This window comes from Tessaracoccus flavescens, from assembly GCF_001998865.1.
Lineage (GTDB): Bacteria > Actinomycetota > Actinomycetes > Propionibacteriales > Propionibacteriaceae > Arachnia > Arachnia flavescens.
Genome location: NZ_CP019607.1, coordinates 2,679,018 through 2,698,639, shown reverse-complemented (window position 1 = coordinate 2,698,639; position 19,622 = coordinate 2,679,018). Strand labels below are relative to the sequence as shown.

18 protein-coding genes are annotated in these 19,622 nt (G+C 68.7%); 8 read left to right on the top strand and 10 right to left on the bottom strand.

What is annotated here, in order from left to right; all coding sequences use genetic code 11:
* Positions 1–3: 3 nt before the first annotated feature.
* From purH to BW733_RS13035, 3 genes are read right to left on the bottom strand one after another with little or no spacing between them, the layout of a single operon-like run.
* Entirely contained in the window at positions 4–1,581 is a 1,578-nt protein-coding gene (purH, locus tag BW733_RS13045) for a bifunctional phosphoribosylaminoimidazolecarboxamide formyltransferase/IMP cyclohydrolase (protein ID WP_077351111.1), read from the bottom strand.
* Entirely contained in the window at positions 1,560–2,135 is a 576-nt protein-coding gene (gene purN, locus BW733_RS13040; protein WP_077351109.1) for a phosphoribosylglycinamide formyltransferase, read from the bottom strand. Before purN ends, purH begins: the two co-directional genes overlap by 22 nt.
* A 10-nt stretch (positions 2,136–2,145) precedes the next feature.
* Positions 2,146–3,402 carry a cell division protein PerM gene (locus BW733_RS13035; RefSeq protein WP_077351107.1) on the bottom strand — a complete coding sequence of 419 codons (1,257 nt, stop codon included), beginning with the start codon at positions 3,400–3,402 and terminating at the stop codon, positions 2,146–2,148.
* A 98-nt stretch (positions 3,403–3,500) separates the two neighbouring features.
* Between BW733_RS13035 and BW733_RS13030 the strand changes: the two genes are divergently transcribed.
* Entirely contained in the window at positions 3,501–5,261 is a 1,761-nt protein-coding gene (locus tag BW733_RS13030) for a hypothetical protein (RefSeq protein WP_077351105.1), read from the top strand.
* Between the two features lie 71 nt (positions 5,262–5,332).
* Here the strand turns inward: BW733_RS13030 and sucD are convergent, their stop codons facing one another.
* Positions 5,333–6,226: a succinate--CoA ligase subunit alpha gene (gene sucD, locus BW733_RS13025; RefSeq protein ID WP_077352997.1), complete on the bottom strand. Its 894-nt coding sequence runs from the start codon at positions 6,224–6,226 to the stop codon at positions 5,333–5,335.
* A gap of 7 nt (positions 6,227–6,233) precedes the next feature.
* The gene (sucC, locus tag BW733_RS13020; protein WP_077351103.1) at positions 6,234–7,409 is read right to left on the bottom strand and encodes an ADP-forming succinate--CoA ligase subunit beta; all 1,176 of its coding nucleotides are present in this window, start codon (positions 7,407–7,409) and stop codon (positions 6,234–6,236) included.
* A 183-nt stretch (positions 7,410–7,592) separates the two neighbouring features.
* Between sucC and BW733_RS13015 the strand changes: the two genes are divergently transcribed.
* Positions 7,593–8,621 (top strand): M23 family metallopeptidase, encoded by a 1,029-nt coding sequence (locus BW733_RS13015; protein ID WP_077351101.1) that lies wholly within the window; start codon positions 7,593–7,595, stop codon positions 8,619–8,621.
* A 68-nt stretch (positions 8,622–8,689) separates the two neighbouring features.
* On the opposite strand, the gene pcrA is transcribed toward BW733_RS13015, so the two are convergent.
* Entirely contained in the window at positions 8,690–11,107 is a 2,418-nt protein-coding gene (gene pcrA / locus BW733_RS13010) for a DNA helicase PcrA (protein ID WP_077352995.1), read from the bottom strand.
* A 72-nt stretch (positions 11,108–11,179) separates the two neighbouring features.
* Between pcrA and BW733_RS13005 the strand changes: the two genes are divergently transcribed.
* On the top strand, positions 11,180–12,412 hold the full coding sequence (locus tag BW733_RS13005) for a phospholipase D-like domain-containing protein (RefSeq protein ID WP_237268195.1): 1,233 nt from the start codon (positions 11,180–11,182) through the stop codon (positions 12,410–12,412).
* A gap of 63 nt (positions 12,413–12,475) precedes the next feature.
* Here BW733_RS13005 and BW733_RS13000 read toward each other — a convergent pair whose 3' ends face one another.
* Positions 12,476–12,823 carry a hypothetical protein gene (locus tag BW733_RS13000; protein ID WP_077351099.1) on the bottom strand — a complete coding sequence of 116 codons (348 nt, stop codon included), beginning with the start codon at positions 12,821–12,823 and terminating at the stop codon, positions 12,476–12,478.
* A gap of 113 nt (positions 12,824–12,936) precedes the next feature.
* Here BW733_RS13000 and BW733_RS12995 point away from each other — a divergent pair, with 113 nt between their 5' ends.
* Positions 12,937–13,200: a GlsB/YeaQ/YmgE family stress response membrane protein gene (locus BW733_RS12995; protein WP_077351097.1), complete on the top strand. Its 264-nt coding sequence runs from the start codon at positions 12,937–12,939 to the stop codon at positions 13,198–13,200.
* An 87-nt stretch (positions 13,201–13,287) separates the two neighbouring features.
* On the opposite strand, the gene BW733_RS12990 is transcribed toward BW733_RS12995, so the two are convergent.
* Entirely contained in the window at positions 13,288–13,950 is a 663-nt protein-coding gene (locus BW733_RS12990; RefSeq protein ID WP_077351096.1) for a response regulator, read from the bottom strand.
* Positions 13,947–15,200 (bottom strand): ATP-binding protein, encoded by a 1,254-nt coding sequence (locus BW733_RS12985; protein WP_161490235.1) that lies wholly within the window; start codon positions 15,198–15,200, stop codon positions 13,947–13,949. The genes BW733_RS12990 and BW733_RS12985 overlap by 4 nt, the downstream gene beginning before the upstream one ends.
* Before the next feature lie 114 nt (positions 15,201–15,314).
* On the opposite strand from BW733_RS12985, the gene BW733_RS12980 reads away from it, so the two are divergent.
* The 3 genes from BW733_RS12980 to BW733_RS12970 are packed head-to-tail and all read left to right on the top strand — an operon-like array spanning position 15,315 to position 16,886.
* A complete protein-coding gene (locus BW733_RS12980; protein ID WP_077351092.1) occupies positions 15,315–16,427 on the top strand; it encodes a PspC domain-containing protein in 1,113 nt (370 codons plus the stop codon).
* Positions 16,420–16,623 (top strand): hypothetical protein, encoded by a 204-nt coding sequence (locus BW733_RS12975; RefSeq protein WP_152024709.1) that lies wholly within the window; start codon positions 16,420–16,422, stop codon positions 16,621–16,623. The genes BW733_RS12980 and BW733_RS12975 overlap by 8 nt, the downstream gene beginning before the upstream one ends.
* Positions 16,620–16,886, top strand: a complete 267-nt coding sequence (locus tag BW733_RS12970; RefSeq protein ID WP_077351088.1) for a PspC domain-containing protein — start codon at positions 16,620–16,622, stop codon at positions 16,884–16,886. The genes BW733_RS12975 and BW733_RS12970 overlap by 4 nt, the downstream gene beginning before the upstream one ends.
* A gap of 60 nt (positions 16,887–16,946) precedes the next feature.
* Here the strand turns inward: BW733_RS12970 and guaA are convergent, their stop codons facing one another.
* On the bottom strand, positions 16,947–18,497 hold the full coding sequence (gene guaA / locus BW733_RS12965; protein ID WP_077351086.1) for a glutamine-hydrolyzing GMP synthase: 1,551 nt from the start codon (positions 18,495–18,497) through the stop codon (positions 16,947–16,949).
* Positions 18,498–18,640: 143 nt separating this feature from the next.
* On the opposite strand from guaA, the gene cysK reads away from it, so the two are divergent.
* Positions 18,641–19,570, top strand: a complete 930-nt coding sequence (cysK, locus tag BW733_RS12960) for a cysteine synthase A (RefSeq protein WP_077351084.1) — start codon at positions 18,641–18,643, stop codon at positions 19,568–19,570.
* Positions 19,571–19,622 lie beyond the last annotated feature (52 nt).

The following is a 19,622-nucleotide window of genomic DNA, read 5'->3' as shown; positions in this document are numbered from 1 at the left end:
TCCTCAGTGGAAGAAGTGGCGGGTGCCGGTGAAGTACATCGTGATCCCCGCGGTGGTCGCGGCGTCGATGACCTCCTGGTCGCGCACCGAACCGCCCGGCTGGACGATGGCGCGCACGCCGGCGTCGATCAGGACCTGCGGCCCGTCCGCGAAGGGGAAGAAGGCGTCGGAGGCGGCAACGGAACCGGCGGCACGCTCCCCCGCGCGATCGACGGCGAGGTGGCAGGAGTCGACGCGGTTGACCTGGCCCATGCCGACGCCGACCGAGCCGCCGTCGTGGGCGAGCAGGATGGCGTTGGACTTGACGGCCCGCACGGCCCGCCACGCGAACGCGAGGTCGGCGAGGGTGGCCTCGTCGACGGCCTCGCCCGCGGCGAGCGTCCAGGTGGCCGGATCGTCTCCCGCGGCGTCGATCGCGTCGCTCTGCTGCAGCAGCATGCCGCCGTCGATCTCGCGCAGCGAGGTGCCCGCGTTGGTGGCCCCCTCGGCGATCAGGATGCGGATGTTCTTCTTGCCCTGCAGTACCTCGACGGCGCCCTCCTCGTAGGCGGGGGCGACGATCACCTCGGTGAAGATCTCGGCGACCTGGCGGGCCATCTCAACCGAGACGGGGCGGTTGGCGGCGATCACGCCACCGAAGGCGGAGACGGGGTCGCACTCGTGGGCCTTGCGGTGGGCCTCTGCGATGTCGGAGCCGACAGCGATGCCGCACGGGTTGGCGTGCTTGATGATGGCGACGGCGGGCTCGTCGAAATCGTAGGCGGCGCGTCGGGCTGCGTCTGCGTCGACGTAGTTGTTGTAGCTCATCTCCTTGCCGTGCAGCTGCGTGGCTTCCGCGAGCCCGGAGTGGCCGTCACCGTTGCGGTAGAGGGCCGCCTTCTGGTGGGAGTTCTCGCCGTAGCGCAGGTCGGCGACCTTTCGCCAGGTCCCCCCGACCCAGGCAGGGAAGCCGGAGCCCTCGGAGGAGTCGGTCAGCACGTTGCCCATCCAGCTCGCGACGGCGACGTCGTAGTTGGCGGTGTGCACGAAGGCTGCCGCGGCGAGGCGCTTGCGCTGGTCGAGCGTGAAGCCGCCCTCGGCGAGCGCGGCCCGCAGCGCCGGGTACTGCTCGGCGGAGGTGATCACGGCGACCGACGGATGGTTCTTCGCGGCGGCGCGCACCATCGTCGGGCCGCCGATGTCGATCTGCTCGACGCACTCGTCCTGGGAGGCGCCCGAGGCGACGGTCGCCTCGAACGGGTACAGGTTGGTGATCACCAGGTCGAAGGGCGCGACGCCGAGCACCTCGAGCTGCGACCGGTGGCTCTCCAGCCTGCGGTCGGCGAGGATGCCCGCGTGCACCATCGGGTGCAGCGTCTTCACGCGGCCGTCAAGGCACTCGGGGAAACCGGTGACCGACTCGACGGGGGTGACGGGGATGCCTGCATCGGCCAGCTTCGCCGCTGTCGATCCGGTGGAGACGATCTCCACCCCTGCAGCTGCGAGGTCGCGGCCGAGGTCGAGCAGCCCCGTCTTGTCGTAGACGGAGACGAGCGCCCTGCGCAGCGGGATCTGATCGGTCACTGGGTTTCCTTCTTCCATTCGGAGACAGCCTGGATGAGGAGGCGGCGTTCGACCACCTTGATGCGTTCGTGGAGCGCGTCGACGTCGTCATCCGGCAGCACGTCGACCGCGCCCTGCAGCAGGATCCTACCGGTGTCGATCCCGGCGTCGACGACGAAGACCGTCGCACCCGAGACCTTGACTCCGGCGCGCAGCGCGTCGCGTGGGCCGTGCATGCCGGGGAAACTCGGCAGCAGCGCGGGATGGGTGTTGATGGTGCGACCACCGAAGCGCTCGAGGAAGGCCGGGCCGAGCAGCTTCATGAAGCCCGCGGAGGCGACGAGGTCGGGCTCGAACCGGGCGACGATCTCGGCGAGCTCGGCGTCCCAGGCGGCGCGGTCGCCGCCGCGGGTGAAGGGGTGCGCCACCGCGGGGATGCCGTGCGCGCGGGCCCGGTCGAGGCCTTTGGCATCCGCCTGGTCGGAGACGACGGCCACGACCCGGGCGTCGACCTCACCGGCGTCGATGGCGTCGAGGAGGGCCTGGCACAGGGTGCCCGAACCCGAGAGGAGGACGACGACGTGGGTTCTCACCGGGCCAACCCTACGCGTTCGCGTCCTCCTGCGCCTCGTCGTGCGCCTCCGGCCTGCGCAGCAGGCCGAGCACGAGGCCGACGAGCATCCCCGAGAGTCCGAGGATCGTGGGGGCGAAGATCGCGAGCTCGGGGATCCGGGCGCCGAGGTGGGTCAACCGCTCGACGCCGAGCCCACCCGACCCGAGCGCGCAGGCGAGCACGACGAAACCGCCCGCGACGACTCCCGGGAGGGCGCCGACCAGGGCCGTCTCGTCGAACCGGGCGCGCGGCCTGCTGAGCGTGACGACGAGCGCGGCGACGGCCCCGGCAAGCGCACCGACGGCGAGCCACCAGTAGTTCGCCCCGGATCCGGCCCCGTTCTCGGGGACGATCCCGAAGATGGGCAGCGCCGGGAGCAGCCCCACGTCGGAGGAGGCGATCGTCAGCAGGGATCCGTCGCCGACCGTGACGCCTGCCCCCAGAACCCACGAGGCGCAGGCGAGCAAGAAGTTGGGCAGATAGATGAGGTGCAGCGCGGTCAGCAGGACGACCCCGACGGCGCCGCCGTCTAGCTGGTCGCCGATGGCGATCACGCGCTCGCGTCCGGCGATCAACGCGATGGTCAGCAGCGCCGAGCCACCGGCAACGACCACGAGCAGGGCGGCACCGATGGCGCGCGGGACGCTGCGCAGCCACTGGGGCCAGCGCTCGGTCGGGTCGAATCCGACGCCGCGCGCCGCGCCCCACAGCCCCGCGACGGCCCCGACGGCGATGCCGCCGACGACCGCCTGGAGGCCGAGGGAGCCCATCAGCGCCGCGAGGAGCACCACGCAGACGGCGTACACGCCTGCGAAGATCCCGGCGACCCGCACGACGATCGTCTCACCGTCGACCCACAGCTTTCCGGTGTCGTCGGCGTCGGCGTTCGCGCCCGCCGCCTGGCGGGCAGCGAGTGAGGCGACGGGGATGGCGAGGAAGACCAGCAGCAGGGTCAGGCCGAGGGGGATGATCGAGACGGGAAGGCCGCCGATGTCGACCGGGGTGCCGTGCGCGAGGAGGAGCAGCCGCGTCGAGAGCGACAGGGCTGACGACAGCTGGGTGTCAGGCGAGGTGAGCCAGCCGACGGCGGCGAGCCCGCTGAGCACGATCCAGCCCGCTAGCAGCACCGCGACCGGTCCGACAACAGCCGCGACGTACCACGGCCACGGCCATTGACGCGGCTGCGGTTCGCCGACCGCGTCGACGTCGATCGCGACGGTTCGAGGCTTAGTTGAGCTCCGTGCCACCTGGAATCTTCCCTTGAGGTTTTCGCATGTTGTTTTGGTCCACCGGTAGTGTTGACAAACGACACCGGTGAATGAAGCGGTCGATTGGAGGTGTCGACATGGTTGATGGAGAGTCTGGACGCGCCCGGCGCGCCTGGGGACCCGACGAGTCCGAAATTGACGATACCCCAGTCCAGGACGTCTACCGGGCGCGACGCGGCTCGGCTGATCCGGAGCCGGATCAGGATCCGACAGACGCCGGGCTCGGGGACGAGCCGGCGGCGGCCGACGACGTCGCGGGAGGTCCCGTCGACGACGATCCGACGTCGGTCGTCGAGCCGGACACCGGCGCGTCGGCGAATCCGTTCGCCCGCCCGGGCAGCGACGCGGCCCAGGCACCGGCCCCCACCAGCGGAGCCGCTCCCTCGGGTGAGGAACCGGCGGTCACCCCCATTCCGGCTCCCGTGCTCCCCCGCTCCACCTTCCAGGGCCCGGCCCCGCGTCGCTCTGCCCTGTCGACGACCTCCCCGGACGAGGTACCTGAGCCGCAGGCTCAGCAACACTGGTTCGACGCACACCGGGGCCGCCTGTTCGGCTTCGCCGCGGCGGGCCTCGTGATCGCGCTCGTGCTCGGCCTCGGTGGCTACTTCATCTCGCGCGGCCTCAACCCGCAGCCGGCCGACCCCTCGGGTTCGCCGAGCGCGACGGCGTCCCCCAGCGCTTCCCCCTCGGCGGCACCCGCCCAGGTCGCGGACCTACTGACCGGTGAGGACCTCGCAGCGCTCGCCCCCGCCTCCGAATGGGCCGAGGTCTCGACCACCGAGTCGGTCTCGGAGCACGAAGGCTTCCCGATCTGCATCACCGGGGAGGTCGGCGAGCAGGTCAACCCGACCCACAGCCTCCAGCGCTCCCTCGGCACCACCACTGACGACAAGCTCGCCGCCCTGCACCGGATCGACGTGTACGCCAACCCCGAGTCTGCCACGACCGTGATGGACGCGCGGATCGCCGCGCTGTCCGCCTGCTCCGACGTTCCGGTCCTGATCGTCCGCGCGGCCGAGATCTCCGGCCTCGCCGAGCGCACCTTCCAGCTCACCGTGCTCGAGCAGGGCTTCCACGAGGGCAAGGACGTCAACACCTACCACACCGTGCTGCTGACCCAGGAAGGTTCGGCGCTGCAGCTCGTGGACGCCAAGCGGCTGAACGAGCCGGTGGCCGCCGACGCGGTGGCAACGGCGCTGGTCCGCCCCCAGACGGCGCTCAACGAGGCCCAGGGCGTCGAGGACGCCCTCGCCCCCACCGCGGCGGAGACGGTGGTTCCCCCCGCTGAGCCGAAGGGCTGGCTGATCACCTCGGACCTCCCCCGGATCCGACCGGGGCAGGGCCGCTGGCAGGCGCGTCCCGCCCAGGCCGTCAGCATCACGGGCACCGGCTGCGAGGACCTGACGCTGGCCAGCCCCACGGGCCCCACGAAGGGCGAGGAGACGAAGTTCTCGCTCACCCAGGACGACCAGGTCCCGGCGATCTTCGGCATCGACCAGGTCCTGTACACGTTCGACACGCCTCAGGCGGCGGCGCAGTTCAGCAGCCGGCTCGGCAAGAACCTCACCGACTGCGCCAAGCGGGTCAACACGGCGAAGGTCGAAAAGACAGTCGCGGTGACCACCCCGACCGCGGTCGAGGCGCAGGGCTCCTCCGTCGGCTTCCTGGTCACCCAGTCCCAGGGAGGCAAGGCGTCGTCGAGCTTCCAGGTGCTGCTCAGCGTCGTCGACACGAAGGTCTCCTACACCGTGATCACCACGGAGGGCGACTACAGGTTCACCGACGAACAGCTCACCGAGCTCGCCAACCGGATCGCCGTGCGCGCAAGCCAGGCCTGAGGCCAACCCGTACCAAACGGGCGAGCGCCCCTGATTCTTCGGAATCAGGGGCGCTCGCTCGTCGTGCAGGCTCAGCGGCTTCCGCGCAGGCGGGCGATCGCGTCGCGCGCCAACTGGGCGGTGAGCGACGGGGTCTCCCCCACCAGCACACCGGCGGCCTCGAGGGCCTCCTTCTTGGCCTGGGCCGTCCCGGCCGAGCCGGTGATGATGGCGCCGGCGTGGCCCATCGTCTTGCCGGGAGGCGCCGTGAAGCCTGCCACGTAGCCGACCACCGGCTTGGTGATGTTGGCCTGGATGTACTCGGCTGCCCGTTCCTCGGCGTCGCCGCCGATCTCGCCGATCATCACGATGATGTCGGTTTCGGGATCCTCCTCGAAGGCCTGCAGCACGTCGATGTGACGGGTGCCGACCACCGGGTCGCCGCCGATGCCGACGGCGGTGGAGAAGCCGTGGTCACGCAGCTCGTACATCATCTGGTAGGTCAGCGTGCCTGACTTCGACACGAGGCCGATCCTGCCTGGGCCGGAGATGTGGGCGGGGATGATGCCCACGTTCGACTTCCCGGGCGAGATCAGGCCGGGGCAGTTCGGGCCGATCACCCTCGTGCCCGACTCCTGCGCCGCGGCGAGGAACTCGATCGAGTCGTGCACGGGGATGCCCTCGGTGATCACGACGCACAGTTCGATCTCGGCCTCGACGGCCTCGAGGACCGCGGCCTTGGCGAACTTCGGGGGCACGAACACGACGGAGACGTCGGCGTTGGTCGCGGCGACGGCCTCGACCATCGACCCGAACACGGGTACCGGGTCCTCCTCGAACAGCACCGACTCGCCCGACTTACCTGGCGTGACGCCGCCGACGATGCGGGTGCCGGACATGATCATGCGCTGGGTGTGCTTGCGCCCCTCCTTGCCCGTCATGCCCTGGACGAGCACCCGCGAGGAAGCGTTGATGAAGATCGACATCGGTGGCTCAGTTCCCTTCGGCCGCGAGACGGGCGGCGGCACGGGCCGCCTCGTCCATGGTGTTCTTGACGGTGATCAGCGGATGGTTGGCCTCGGCGAGGATCGCCTTTCCGACGTCGACGGAGTTGCCGTCGAGCCGCACGACGATCGGGAGCCGGGCCTCGTCGCCCAGCATCTCGAGGGCGTTGACGATGCCGTTGGCCACGTCGCTGCACGCGGTGATGCCGCCGAACACGTTGACGAAGACCGACTTCACCTGCGGGTCGCTCATGATGATCCGTAGACCGTTCGCCATGACCTGGGCCGACGCGCCGCCTCCGATGTCGAGGAAGTTCGCAGGCTTCGGGGAGCCTGCCACGTCCTCGCCTGCCGCGGCGACGACGTCGAGGGTGCTCATCACGAGCCCGGCCCCGTTTCCGATCACTCCGACGGTGCCGTCGAGCTTGACGTAGTTGAGGTCGAGCTCGCGGGCCTGCTTCTCCAGGTCGACGGCCCCGGTGGTCTCGTCGTAGGCGCTCCAGTCCTCGTGACGGAACTCGGCGTTCTCGTCGAGGGTCACCTTCCCGTCGAGGGCGATGATCTGCCCGTCGCCGGTCTTGACGAGCGGGTTGACCTCGACCAGCGTCGCGTCGCCCTCGTTGAAAACCGTCCAGAGCTTCTGCAGGACGGCGCCGACGGCCTCGTGGTCCTCGGGAAGGAAGCCTGCCTCGGCCACGATCCTCTGGGCGACGGCCGGGGTGATCCCCTCCACCGCGTCGAGCGGGATCTTGACGAGGGCCTCGGGCCGCTCGACGGCGAGGGTCTCGATGTCGACGCCGCCCTCGATGCTGCACATGGCCAGGAAGCCACCCGCCGCACGGTCGAGCAGGATGGAGAAGTAGAACTCCTCCGCGATGTCGGCCCCGGGGCTCAGCATCACGATGTCGACCGGGTGCCCCTTGATGTCGAGATCGAGGATCTCGGCCGCGGTCTTGGCGACCGCCTCCTCACCCCGGGCGAGCTTCACTCCGCCTGCCTTGCCGCGGCCGCCGGTGCGCACCTGGGCCTTGATGACGGCCAGGTCGGTTCCGAGCTCCTTGTAGGCCTCGACAGCTTCGTCGGGCGTTGTTGCGGTCTTGCCGGGCAGCACGGGCACGCCGTACTGCTCGAACAGGTCACGCGCTTGGTACTCCAGGAGATCCACAGTGTTCCTTTGCGTAAGTTGGTGACGATCGGCTGCAACACTACCCGCCGTTCAGGGGCACCGGAACGGCTTGCTGAACGCGGTTCTCCCGTTGACCGGACCCGATTTTGAGAGAATCCTGAGAACTGTTAAGGTTCCGAACGGAAGATCCCACACGGATATAACCGTTACGTCAGGAGTCTGGTGAACGACACCCCATCGCGCAGCGCCAAGCGCGCAGCCGAGGTCGACTTTGACGACGTTGCCGAGATCGGAGCAGCCACCGCCCCGAGCCGCGCACGCCGTGGAGCCCTTGCCTTTGGATTCAGCAAGAAGCTGGTCGCACTCAGCGTCGCAGGAGCCATGTCGGCCGCAGCGCTGTTCGCGTTCGCCTTCACCAGCCGCGGGTCCGATCTGAACTCTGACGAGGCATCCGACGCCAACGTCGCCGTTCCCGCCGCAGCGGCAGCCGCCGTGCAGGAGGGCTTCGCCGACCGCAGCGAGGAGGTCAGCCGCAACAAGGTCCGCACGAACCTGAGCCAGGCAGCAGCCGAGGCCAACTCCAAGGACCGCGCAGCGGTCATGGGCGCCTCCAACGACGCTGCGGTCAAGGCCTACCTCGACATGAGCACCGAAGAGCGCGATCGCCTCATGGACGAGGATCTCAAGCTCGTCAAGGCGCAGAGCGACAAGCTGAAGAAGGAGGCCGAGGAGGCCGCCCGCCGTCTGGAGGAGGCCAAGAAGGCCGCCGCAGCAGCCAAGGCAGGCGAGACCACCGACGTCCAGATCAGCGAAGAGGACCTGCAGAACCTCACCTCCACCGGCGGCTCGATGCCGCTGAAGAGCAACTACCGGATCGGCGCCTACTTCGGTAAGCGCGGCTCGTGGTCGCGCTGGCACACCGGCCAGGACTTCCCCGCCCCCATCGGCACCCCGATCTACGCTGCCGCCTCCGGCGTCGTCTCCTCCCCCACCGCCGGTGGCTGGGCGGGCACCAACGTCGTGATCCGGCACGCCAACGGCGGCGCCACCCTGTACGCCCACATGAGCCGCAAGGTCGTCTCGCCCGGCACCACCGTCAAGGCGGGCCAGCTGATCGGCTACGTCGGCGTCTCGGGCCGCAGCTTCGGCGCGCACCTGCACATGGAGTACTACAAGCCGGGTGTCACCCCAGGCGACGTGTACAAGGCCTCCGATCCGATGGCCTTCCTGAGGTCGCTCGGCGTCGGCTGAGCCCCCTGAACAACGCGAAGAGCGGCGACCGTCTGGTCGCCGCTCTTTCGTGTTCCCGGCAAGGGGGCCTAGAGCTTTTCCATGGGGGCGTGCTTGAGGCTCAGCCGCTTCGTCCCCGCCGACCCGAAGTCGACGTCGGCCTTAGTCGCGTCGCCGACGCCGTGGACGGCGAGCACAGTTCCCATGCCGAAGCTGGCGTGCAGCACCCGGTCGCCGATCTCGACGGCGGTGACCGTCTTCGCGGGGGCCGAGCCCTTGCCGAACGAGTGCAGCGAGGCGCTGGTCTGTCGGTTCCTCGTCGCGGTCGACGCCGCCCAGCTGGTGGTGGCGGCCGCGGTGCGGCGCCAGTCGAGGACGTGGTGCGGGATCTCGTCGAGGAAGCGCGAGGCTGGGTTGTAGGTCGGCTGGCCGAACGTGACGCGCACCTGCGAACGCGACAGGTGCAGCCGCTTCCTCGCCCGGGTGATCCCGACGTAGGCGAGACGGCGCTCCTCCTCCAGCTCCGACGGATCGGTCAGCGCCCGCATGTGCGGGAACATGCCCTCCTCCATGCCGGTCAGGAAGACGGTGTCGAACTCGAGGCCCTTGGCCGTGTGCAGGGTCATCAGCGTGACGACGCCCTTGCCCTCCTCGTGTTCCGGCACCTGGTCGGAGTCCGCGACGAGCGCGATCCGCTCCAGGAAGGCCGCGAGCGAGTCGTCCGGCTCGGGCATCCCGGCGGCCAGCCCGCTCGCCTGCTCCTCGTCGAGGTCGATGGTGTTGGCGCTTGCCACGAACTCGGCGGCGACCGAGACGAGCTCGACGAGGTTCTCGATCCTGGTCAGGTCCTGCGGGTCGGTCGACGCCTCGAGCTCCGGCAGGTAGCCCGACTCCTTCAGGATCGACGTCAGCACCTCGTCGGCCGGCTTTCCGACGGCGACCATGCCGCGGTGCAGGTTCATCACGTCGACGAAGCCCTGGATCATCTTCAGGGATCTCGTGGCAAGGCCTGGGGCTTCGACGGCGCGCTGCAGGGCGTCGAAGAAGGTGATCCGCTCGGCGGCGGCCAGCGAAGAGATGGCCGCCTCGGCTCGGTCACCGATGCCCCGCTTGGGGACGTTGAGGATCCGTCGCACCGACACGTCGTCGGCCGGGTTCACGATCGCGCGCAGGTAGGCGATGGCGTCGCGGATCTCCCTGCGCTCGTAGAAGCGCACCCCGCCGACGACCTTGTAGGGCATGCCGACCCGGATGAACACCTCCTCGAAGGCGCGCGACTGCGCGTTGGTGCGGTAGAAGACGGCGGTGTCGCCGTACTGGCTGACCCCCTCGTCGGAGAGCTTGTCGATCGTCTCGGCGACGAACTGGGCCTCGTCGTGCTCGGTGTCCGCCACCCAGCCGACGATCAGGTCGCCCTCGCCCAGATCGGACCAGAGCCGCTTCTCGCGGCGTCCCTGGTTGCGGGAGATGACCGAGTTCGCCGCGGTCAGCACGTTCTGGGTCGAGCGGTAGTTCTGGTCGAGCACGATGGTCTCGGCGCCGGGGAAGTCCTGCTCGAAGTCGAGGATGTTGCGGATGGTGGCGCCGCGGAAGGCGTAGATGGACTGGTCGGAGTCGCCGACCACCATCAGCTCGGCCGGCTCAACCGTCGGGGATCCCTCGACGACGCCGGTGGTCTCCTCCGCGCACAGCTCGCGGATCAGCGCGTACTGGGCGTGGTTGGTGTCCTGGTACTCGTCGACGAGCACCTGGCGGAAGCGCCGGCGGTACTTCTCCCGGACGTCGGCGAAAGCGCGGAACAGGAACACCGTCGTCATGATGAGGTCGTCGAAGTCGAGCGCGTTGGCCGCGGCGAGGCGTCGCTGGTACTCGGCGTAGGCCTGCGCGTGCACCTCCTGCTGCGGCGAGGTCGCCTCGCTGGAGGCGGTCTCGTGGTCGATCAACTCGTTCTTGTAGTTGCTGACCGCGTTCATCACCGCGCGCACCGGGAAGCGCTTGGGATCGACCTCCTGGTCGCGCAGCACGAGCGACATCAGGCGCTTGGAGTCGGCGTCGTCGTAAATGGAGAAGTTCTTGCTGATCCCGAACCGGTCGATGTCGCTGCGCAGGATCCGCACGCAGGCCGAGTGGAAGGTGGAGACCCACATCAGCTTCGCCCGGTTGCCGACCAGGTCGATCACGCGCTGACGCATCTCGGCCGCGGCCTTGTTGGTGAAGGTGATCGCGAGGATCGAGCCAGGATGCACGGAGCGCTCGGCGACCAGGTAGGCGATGCGCCGGGTGAGCACTCGCGTCTTGCCCGACCCTGCACCAGCGACGACCAGCACCGGTCCGCCGGAGTGCAGGACGGCCTGCCGCTGCGGGGGGTTGAGGCCTTCGAGCAGCTCCTCCTCGGTGACCTTCTTCGCGGAGCCCTCCGGCACCGCCGTGACCGGATCGCGGCGCGGCGGGGCGGCCTCGTCCGGCTGGAATGCTGAGAAGAGGTCAGGGAAAAGGGAGTCGCTCATGTCGAGGCCCAAGACTACCTTCCCGCGCCGGCCCTCCCCACATGCGGCGGGCTGCATCGGTAAGCTGCGGGCATGCGCTCCTCCCTCGCGAAGGTCGGCCGGGTACTCAATCGGATCATGGCCTCGGTGCTGATCCTGCAACTCCTGGCGATGGCCACGATGACGCTGGTCGAGTCGCTGCGCAGAAAGAAGCGCAAGCTGCGCAAGTTCCCGGTCACCCGCAACGACCCGGTGCCGGTGCAGCGTGACGAGGTGACGGTCTACACCTACGGCGAGTACCTCTACGAGGCGATGCTGGAGGCGATCGAGGGCGCTCAGCACCACGTCTACTTCGAGTCCTACATCTGGAAGTCGGACGAGATGGGTCAGAAGTTCGTCGACGCCCTCAACCGCGCGGCGGACAGAGGCGTCGACGTCTACGCGGTGTGGGACGGCTTCGGCAACCTGGTCGTCTCCCCGAAGTTCTACCGAGGGATCTCGAAGAAGGTGCACACCCTCTCCTACCCCGTCTTCCCGGTGCCATGGCGCCCGAAGACGTGGGGACGCGACCACCGCAAGCTGCTGTGCGTGGACGGCGAGATCGGCTTCATCGGCGGCTACAACATCGGTGACCTCTACGCGACCGGCTGGCGCGACACCCACGCCCGCATCGTCGGTCCGGAGGCGGCGGAGTTCGACAACGCCTTCATCGACTTCTGGAACCAGAACCTCGGGCGGCAGCGCAAGGCCATCACCGACAATCCCGCCCGTACCTGGGCCTACTACCTGCTCCTGCACCGCAACACGCCGAGGATCCAGGTCTATCCGATCCGCAACATGTACCTGGAGGCGATCGACCGGGCGCAGGAGCGGATCTGGCTCACGCATGCGTACCTGCTGCCCGACGACGACTTCGTGGCGGCCCTGCGCGAGGCGGCGCACCGTGGGGTCGACGTGCGCATCATCATCCCGCAGCGTTCGAACCACATCGTGGCCGACTGGCTGTCGCGCGGCTTCTACGACCAGCTGCTAAGTTCGGGGATCCGCCTGTTCCTCTACCAGGGCGCGATGGTGCACGCCAAGACCGGCACCATCGACGGCCACTGGACGACGATCGGCACGGCCAACCTCGACCGGCTCTCGCTGAGGGGCAACTACGAGATCAACCTGGAGGTCATAGACGAGGACCTGGCCGCGCAGATGGAGCAGATCTACCGCACCGACCTGTCCAACTGCATCGAGCTGAACGAGGAGCGCTGGCGGGCACGATCCTGGATCGCGAAGGCAACCGAGGCCTTCCTCTCCCCCTGGCGGCCCTTCTTCTGACCGGCTGAGCCAGAAAGAGGGGGCGGCGCCGCGTGGCGCCGCCCCCTCTTGCCGTTTTTCAGGTCACCAGAAGACGGCGATCCCGGCGTTGATCAGCGTGAGGGCGAAGATCGCCCAGAACTGACCGGCGGGGACGTTGTCCTTCTTCCGGTTGATGAACACCATCACGAAGATGGCGATCAGCACCAGCAGCTTGGCGCCGATCTTGATGTTGTTGACGGGATTACCGATGTCGCCCATCTCCTTGACCCCGACGAGCAGGATGCCGGTCACGAGCTGGGTGAGGGCTCCGTGGAAGATCGCCGGGTTGATGACGCGGTTCGGACCCTTCATCTGAACGAAGGCTCCGCCGAAGAGGGCGGCGAACCCTACCAGATGCAGAAAGAGCAGGATGTTGAACAGGATATCCATGACCCCACGATACCCATTAGGGGTATGCCCTGACCAGACACGCCAGTGAAATCAGGGGTGTTCAGGGCCGGATGTTGTTTACAACTCATCTATTTCACGGCATTGTGGAACACATGGGAACCATCATTGGATACATCGTCATCGGCCTCCTCGGCGGGGCCATCGCTAAGGCCATCATGCCCGGTGAGCAGGGTGGCGGCTGGGTCGCCACGATCCTCCTCGGCATCGTCGGGGCAGTCCTCGGCGGCTTCCTGGGTGGTGCGCTCCTGGGTGTCAGCTACAACGAGATCTTCTCCTTCAGGGGACTGATCTTCTCTGTCGTCGGCGCCCTCCTCGTCCTGTTCATCTACGGACTGGTCACCAAGCGCAAGGCCTGACCTTCCACAACAACCAAGTAAAGCGGCGCCGATCATCCGATCGGCGCCGCTTCGCTGACTCCTCAGCCCGCCGGTGGCGGGGCCGGCTCACACGAGGTGGCGGTCCGTCGCCCACTTCGTCAACTGGTGACGGTTCGACAGCTGCAGCTTGCGCAGCACGCTGGAGACGTGCGTCTCGACCGTCTTGATGGAGATGAACAGCTCCTTGGCCACCTCCTTGTAGGAGTAGCCACGCGCGATCAGCTTCAGCACCTCGCGCTCGCGGGCGCTGAGCTTGTCGAGGTCCTCGTCGATCGACGCCACATCGACCGAGCCGGAGAACGCGTCGAGCACGAAGCCTGCGAGGCGCGGCGAGAACACGGCGTCCCCGCCTGCGACGCGGGCCATGCCTTCGACGAGTTCCTCAGAGCTGATCGACTTGGTCACGTAGCCACGGGCGCCCGCCCGGATCACGCCGATCACGTCCTGGGCGGCGTCGGAGACGGACAGCGCGAGGAACTTGACCTCCGGCTTGACGGGCAGCACCTGCTTGATCACCTCGGCGCCACCGCCCCCGGGAAGGTGCACGTCGAGGAGGACGACGTCGGGTTCGGTCTCGACGATCACGGCGACGGCGGTTGCGACGTCCTCGCCCTCACCGACGACCTCGCAATGCTGGCCGATCTCGTGGCGCACCCCCGCCCTGAACATCGCGTGATCGTCGACGATGACGACGCGCAACTGCGCCAGTTCGAGGCTCTGCTCACTCATTGCCCGATCTCCAACCTCACCTCTGTGCCACTGCCAGGCTCCGAGCGGACGGAGGCCTTGCCCCCGTGCCGCTCCATGCGAGCCGTGATCGATTCTCTCACGCCCATGCGCCCCGCAGGAACCTCCTCCGGGTCGAAGCCCTTCCCGCGGTCCCTCACGAACACCTCGACCCGCTCGCCCTCGACCTCCGCGTAGACATCGACGCGCGACGCGCCGGAATGTTTCGCGGCGTTGGTGATGGCCTCCCCCGTCGCCTGGATGAGCGCCTGGAGCCGGTCGTCGACCTGGGCGTCGCCCACGCACACGACCTCGACGTCGATCTCGAAGCGTCCTTCGACGTCCTGGCTGAGCTCACTGAGCGCGGAGCGCAGCGAGGCCGCGCGGGTCGTCTCCCCGTAGAGCCAGGTGCGCAGTTCGCGTTCCTGCCTGCGTGCCAACGTCGCGACTGTGCCCGGATCGTCTGCCTGGCGCTGGATCAGCGCGAGGGTCTGCAGCACCGAGTCGTGCAGATGGGCCGCCATGTCGGCCCGCGCCTCGGCGCGCAGCCGGTCGGCCTCTGCCCGCCTGACCCGCGCGCGCTGCTGATACAGCCAGGGCGCGGCGACCACGAGCAGACCAGCGATCAGCACGGCCGAGGCGCCGAGCACACCTGGCAGCTGGGCGATGCCGACCTGGGTGGCGAGGATCATGCTGATGCCTGCGACGACGAGGACGAGGCCGCCGACGAGGCGCACGATGCTCATCGCTCCGCCGCCACGGGTCAGCCGCTGCCAGATGCTCCCGCGCGGGGTGGCCGTCTCGGAGCGCTCGTCGACCTGGAGCCAGATCACGATGACACCGGCGCCGCCGATCACGGCCGGCCAGAAGATGCCCGCGGGAACGGTGCCGCCCGAGACGAACAACCAGAGCAGGCCGATCACGATCAGGCCGCCGGAGACGAGGATGCCGTCGTCAGGCTTGGGGAAGGCCACGCGGGTCGGCCTCATGCCACGCCTGCTCGCCGTCTCCAGCCCCGGCGCCTCCGCGACCGCACCGCGGTCGCGGGGGACCAGCACCCACAGCGCGCCGTAGGCCAGCACGCCGACCCCCGAGAAGAGGGCGGCGATCACGAAGGCCATCCGGATGAGCCCGACGCTGAGATTCAAGTGGCGCGCGAGCGCAGAGGCCACGCCCGCGATCATCCGCCCGTCCTGGCTCCTGCGCAGGGGCGTGCGCGCAGGCCTCTCCTGGGGGACGGGCAGGTCGCTCATGGCTCCAGCCTGACACGCGCACACCCCCGAGACCAGCCGCGGGGGCCAACACCAGGGAACCATCAGGGACTCTCCCGATACCCCGGGCCCGGTCGGCGCGCCACACTGGATGGCATGGCACACGACCTCGACGAGAGCTGGCTCACGCAGAGCCTCGACTCGCTGTGGCGTCGTGACACCTCCGGCTTCGGTTCCGGCCTGAGCCGAGCGATCGCCTCCCGGCTCGACGTCGACGTCGTCATCGTGCGAGTCGCCTTCGTTGTCATGGCCTTCTGCTCCGGGCTCGGGGTCGCCCTCTACGCGTGGGGCACCGTGCTCACGCCCGGCCCCCAGGGACAGCGCCCGGTCGACTCGATCCTCCCCTCGATGCGGTCCTGGTCCAACGGGACGCAGATGGCGGTGGTTGGCATCTCGACCGCGATGTTCGTCGCGACCGTCGGGGCGCTCACCTCGCTCCCGTGGGGTCTGGCGATCCTCGCCGTCGGCCTGCTCGGCTGGTGGTTGATGCGCAACCGCGGCACCCTCGCCCAGGAGGGCGAGGTCGGGGTCGCGGAGAACCTGGACGACGAGGCGCTGATCGAGCAGTGGCGACGGGTCATGGGTGCCGCGACGCACACGTCCGCCCCGCTCCCCTCACCCCTGCCCGTGGTCGACCTCTACTCCCCCGACCCGCTGCCGGAGCCTGTCCGCCCACCGGCGAAATCGGCCTGGCTCTCCGGCCTATTCATCACCCTCGCGGCTTGGGCAGCCGGTCTCCTCTCCGTGCTGCTGCTCGGGCTCAGCCCCGTGATCGGCATAGCGATCGGTTCGGGGGTGCTCGGCCTCGCGGCCGTCCTGTTCGCACTGGTCGCCCGCGACCGCCGGCTCCCGCGCTCCTTCCTCGGCCTCATGCTGGTGCCGATCGTCGCGTGCGGCTGGCTGGCCACCGCGGCCTCCACGACTGTGGACGGCGATCCGGCAACCCACGTCGTGAAGTACTTCGCCGAGTCCGGCTCCGTCGACCTCCGCGAGGTGGACCTGACCGGGATCGAGCACGTCGAGATCATCGCCGTCGGCTCCGAGGTCGACGTCATCCTCCCCGGCACCCCCGTCGACGGAATCGACGTGGACCAGGCCTTCAGCGAGGTTGTCATCACCGGCGACGCGTCGCTCGACTGGCCCGACGTATCGGTCAATGTCGACGCGATGGCCTCCAAGGTCAATATCGTGGAGGCAACACGTGAATAGAGCTCCCCTCGATGTGGCGACGATCTCGCTCGGCCTTGCCGCCATTGGTTTCGCCGTCGTCGTGTTCCTCGCCAACCTCATCTCGGAACCCGCAATCCAGCCGATCCTGGCCCTGATCCTGGCCGCGGCAGGGACGATCGGACTACTACTCAGCCGTGGCCGTCGACAGAGAAAGAATCGAAAGGAACTGTCATGAAGCTCACTCGAAGCAGCAACGGCATGATCGGCGGCGTCGCCGCCGGTATCGCCAAGTCCCTCAACGTGGACCCGACGCTGATCCGGATCGCGTTCGTGCTCGTCTCACTGTTCGCGGGCGGTGGCGTGCTCCTGTACCTGATCCTGTGGGCGGTCATCCCCAAGGAGGGCGCTAACGAGACGCTCGCCGAGGACGGCCTGCACAAGGCCCGCGACTGGTACGACAACCGCAAGAACACCAACAACGGCGGCGGCTCGTACTGAGCGACCCGCTGAGAACTGACCGGCCCCGTGTGGATCTGATCCACACGGGGCCGCTTCACGTCACTCCCACTCGATGGTGCCCGGGGGCTTGCTCGTGATGTCGACGGTGACCCGGTTGATGTCGGCGCACTCGTTGGTGATCCGGCTGGAGATCTTCTCGAGCACCTCATAGGGCAGGCGCGCCCAGTCCGCGGTCATGGCGTCGTCCGAGGTGACCGGGCGAAGCACGATCGGGTGGCCGTAGGTGCGGCCGTCGCCCTGGACGCCCACCGAGCGGACGTCGGCGAGCAGCACGACGGGGAACTGCCAGATGTCGCGGTCGAGGCGGGCGGCCGTCAGCTCCTCGCGGGCGATGGCGTCGGCCTGACGCAGGGTCTCGAGACGCTCGGGCGTCACCTCGCCGACGATGCGGATCGCGAGACCGGGGCCGGGGAAGGGATGGCGCCAGACCATCTCCTCGGGAAGGCCGAGCTGCTGGCCCACCGCGCGGACCTCGTCCTTGAACATGTGGCGAAGCGGCTCGATCAGGGTGAACTGCAGATCGTCCGGGAGGCCGCCGACGTTGTGGTGGCTCTTGATGTTGGCCGCGCCCTCGCCGCCGCCCGATTCGACGACGTCCGGGTAGAGGGTGCCCTGGACGAGGAAGTCGATGCCGCGCTCGCCGTCGAGGTCACGGGCGGTGGCCTCGAAGGTGCGGATGAACTCGCGCCCGATGATCTTGCGCTTCTGCTCCGGATCGGTGACGCCCGCGAGGGCGCCGATGAACCGGTCGGCCTCGTCTGCGACGACCAGGTCGACGCCGGTGACCTTCACGAAGTCGTTCTTGACCTGCTCGGCCTCGCCCTTGCGCAGCAGGCCGTGGTCGACGAAAACGCAGGTGAGCTGGGAGCCGATCGCCTGCTGCACCAGCGCGGCCGCGACGGCCGAGTCGACGCCGCCGGAGAGGGCGCAGAGGACGCGACGGTCGCCCACCTTCGCGCGGATCTCCTCGATGGCCTCGGTGACCATGTTCTCGGGGGTCCAGCTGGGCGTGAGGTCGGCGATCTCGTAGAGGAACTGCTCGAGCACCTGCTGGCCCCACTGGGTGTGCAGCACCTCAGGGTGCCACTGGACCCCCGCGAGCCGGCGGTTGACGTCCTCGAAGGCCGCAACGGGGGCGCCGGCGGTGCGACCGAGCACGCTGAATCCCTTCGGCGCCTTGCAGACGGCGTCGCCGTGGCTCATCCACACGTTGAGCGTGTTAGGCATCGAGGCGAGCAGGGTGCCGCCGTCACCGATGGACAGCGACGTGCGGCCGTACTCGCGCTGGCCGGTGCGGGCGACGGTGCCGCCCAGCGACTGGGCCATGGCCTGGAAGCCGTAGCAGATGCCGAGCACGGGGATGTCGGCCTCGAAGAGGGCCGGGTTGAGCTGCGGGGCCCCTTCCGCGTAGACGGACGAGGGTCCGCCGGAGAGGATGATCGCGGCGGGCTTCTTCGCGAGCATCTCCTCGATGGGCATCTTGGAGCTGACGATCTCCGAGTACACCGACGCCTCGCGGACGCGGCGAGCGATCAGCTGCGCGTACTGGGCACCGAAATCGACGACGAGAACCGTCTGATGGGCAGTCATGCGGGTGATTCTATTGAAGAAGCCTCCAAAGACCACAACGCCGCCTGTGCCGTCCGCGCAGCGACCCCGCACCACCCGGATCGACACGGAAAATTCTTGGCCCGGTCGGGAATATCCTCTGGGCGAACACGGTTTCCGGTGACATGAGCATTTACCCCGACGTGACGGCACTCATCGGCCGCACCCCCCTCGTCAAGCTGAACCGCATCGCAGGAGACAACGCGACCGTCGCCGCGAAGCTGGAGTTCTACAACCCCGCCAACTCCGTCAAGGACCGCCTGGGCGTCGCCATCGTCGACGCCGCCGAGGCCTCCGGCGAGCTGAAGCCGGGCGGCACCATCGTGGAGGGCACCTCCGGCAACACGGGCATCGCGCTGGCGATGGTCGGCGCCGCACGCGGCTACAAGGTTGTGCTGACCATGCCTGAGACCATGTCGCTCGAGCGTCGCGCCCTGCTGCGCGCCTTCGGTGCCGAGCTCGTGCTCACCCCCGGCCCGGCGGGCATGCGCGGCGCCGTCGAGAAGGCCCAGGAGATCGCAGCCGAGCGCGGCGGCGTCCTGGCCCGCCAGTTCGCCAACGCGGCCAACGTCGAGATCCACCGCCGCACCACCGCCGAGGAGATCTGGAACGACACCGACGGCCAGGTCGACATCGTCGTGGCGGGCATCGGCACCGGCGGCACCGTCTCCGGCGTCGGCCAGATCCTCAAGGAGCGCAAGCCCGAGGTCAAGATCGTCGCCGTCGAGCCCGCCGAATCGCCCATCCTGAGCGGCGGCCAGCCCGGCCCGCACAAGATCCAGGGCATCGGCGCCAACTTCGTGCCCGAGATCCTCGACCGCTCCGTCATCGACGAGGTCCTCCCCCGCAACATCGACCAGGCCGTCGAGTACGCCCGCAAGGCCGCTACCGACGAGGGCCTCCTCGTCGGCCTCTCCGCGGGCGCGGCCATCTCGGCAGCCGTCGAGGTCGCCAACCGCCCCGAGAACGTGGGCAAGACGATCGTGGTCATCGTCCCCGACTTCGGCGAGCGCTACCTGTCGACCGTCCTGTTCGAGGGCCTGCTCGACAACTGAGCCAGGTGACGGCGGCCCCGGGGAACTCTCCTCCGGGGCCGCCGTCGTTCAT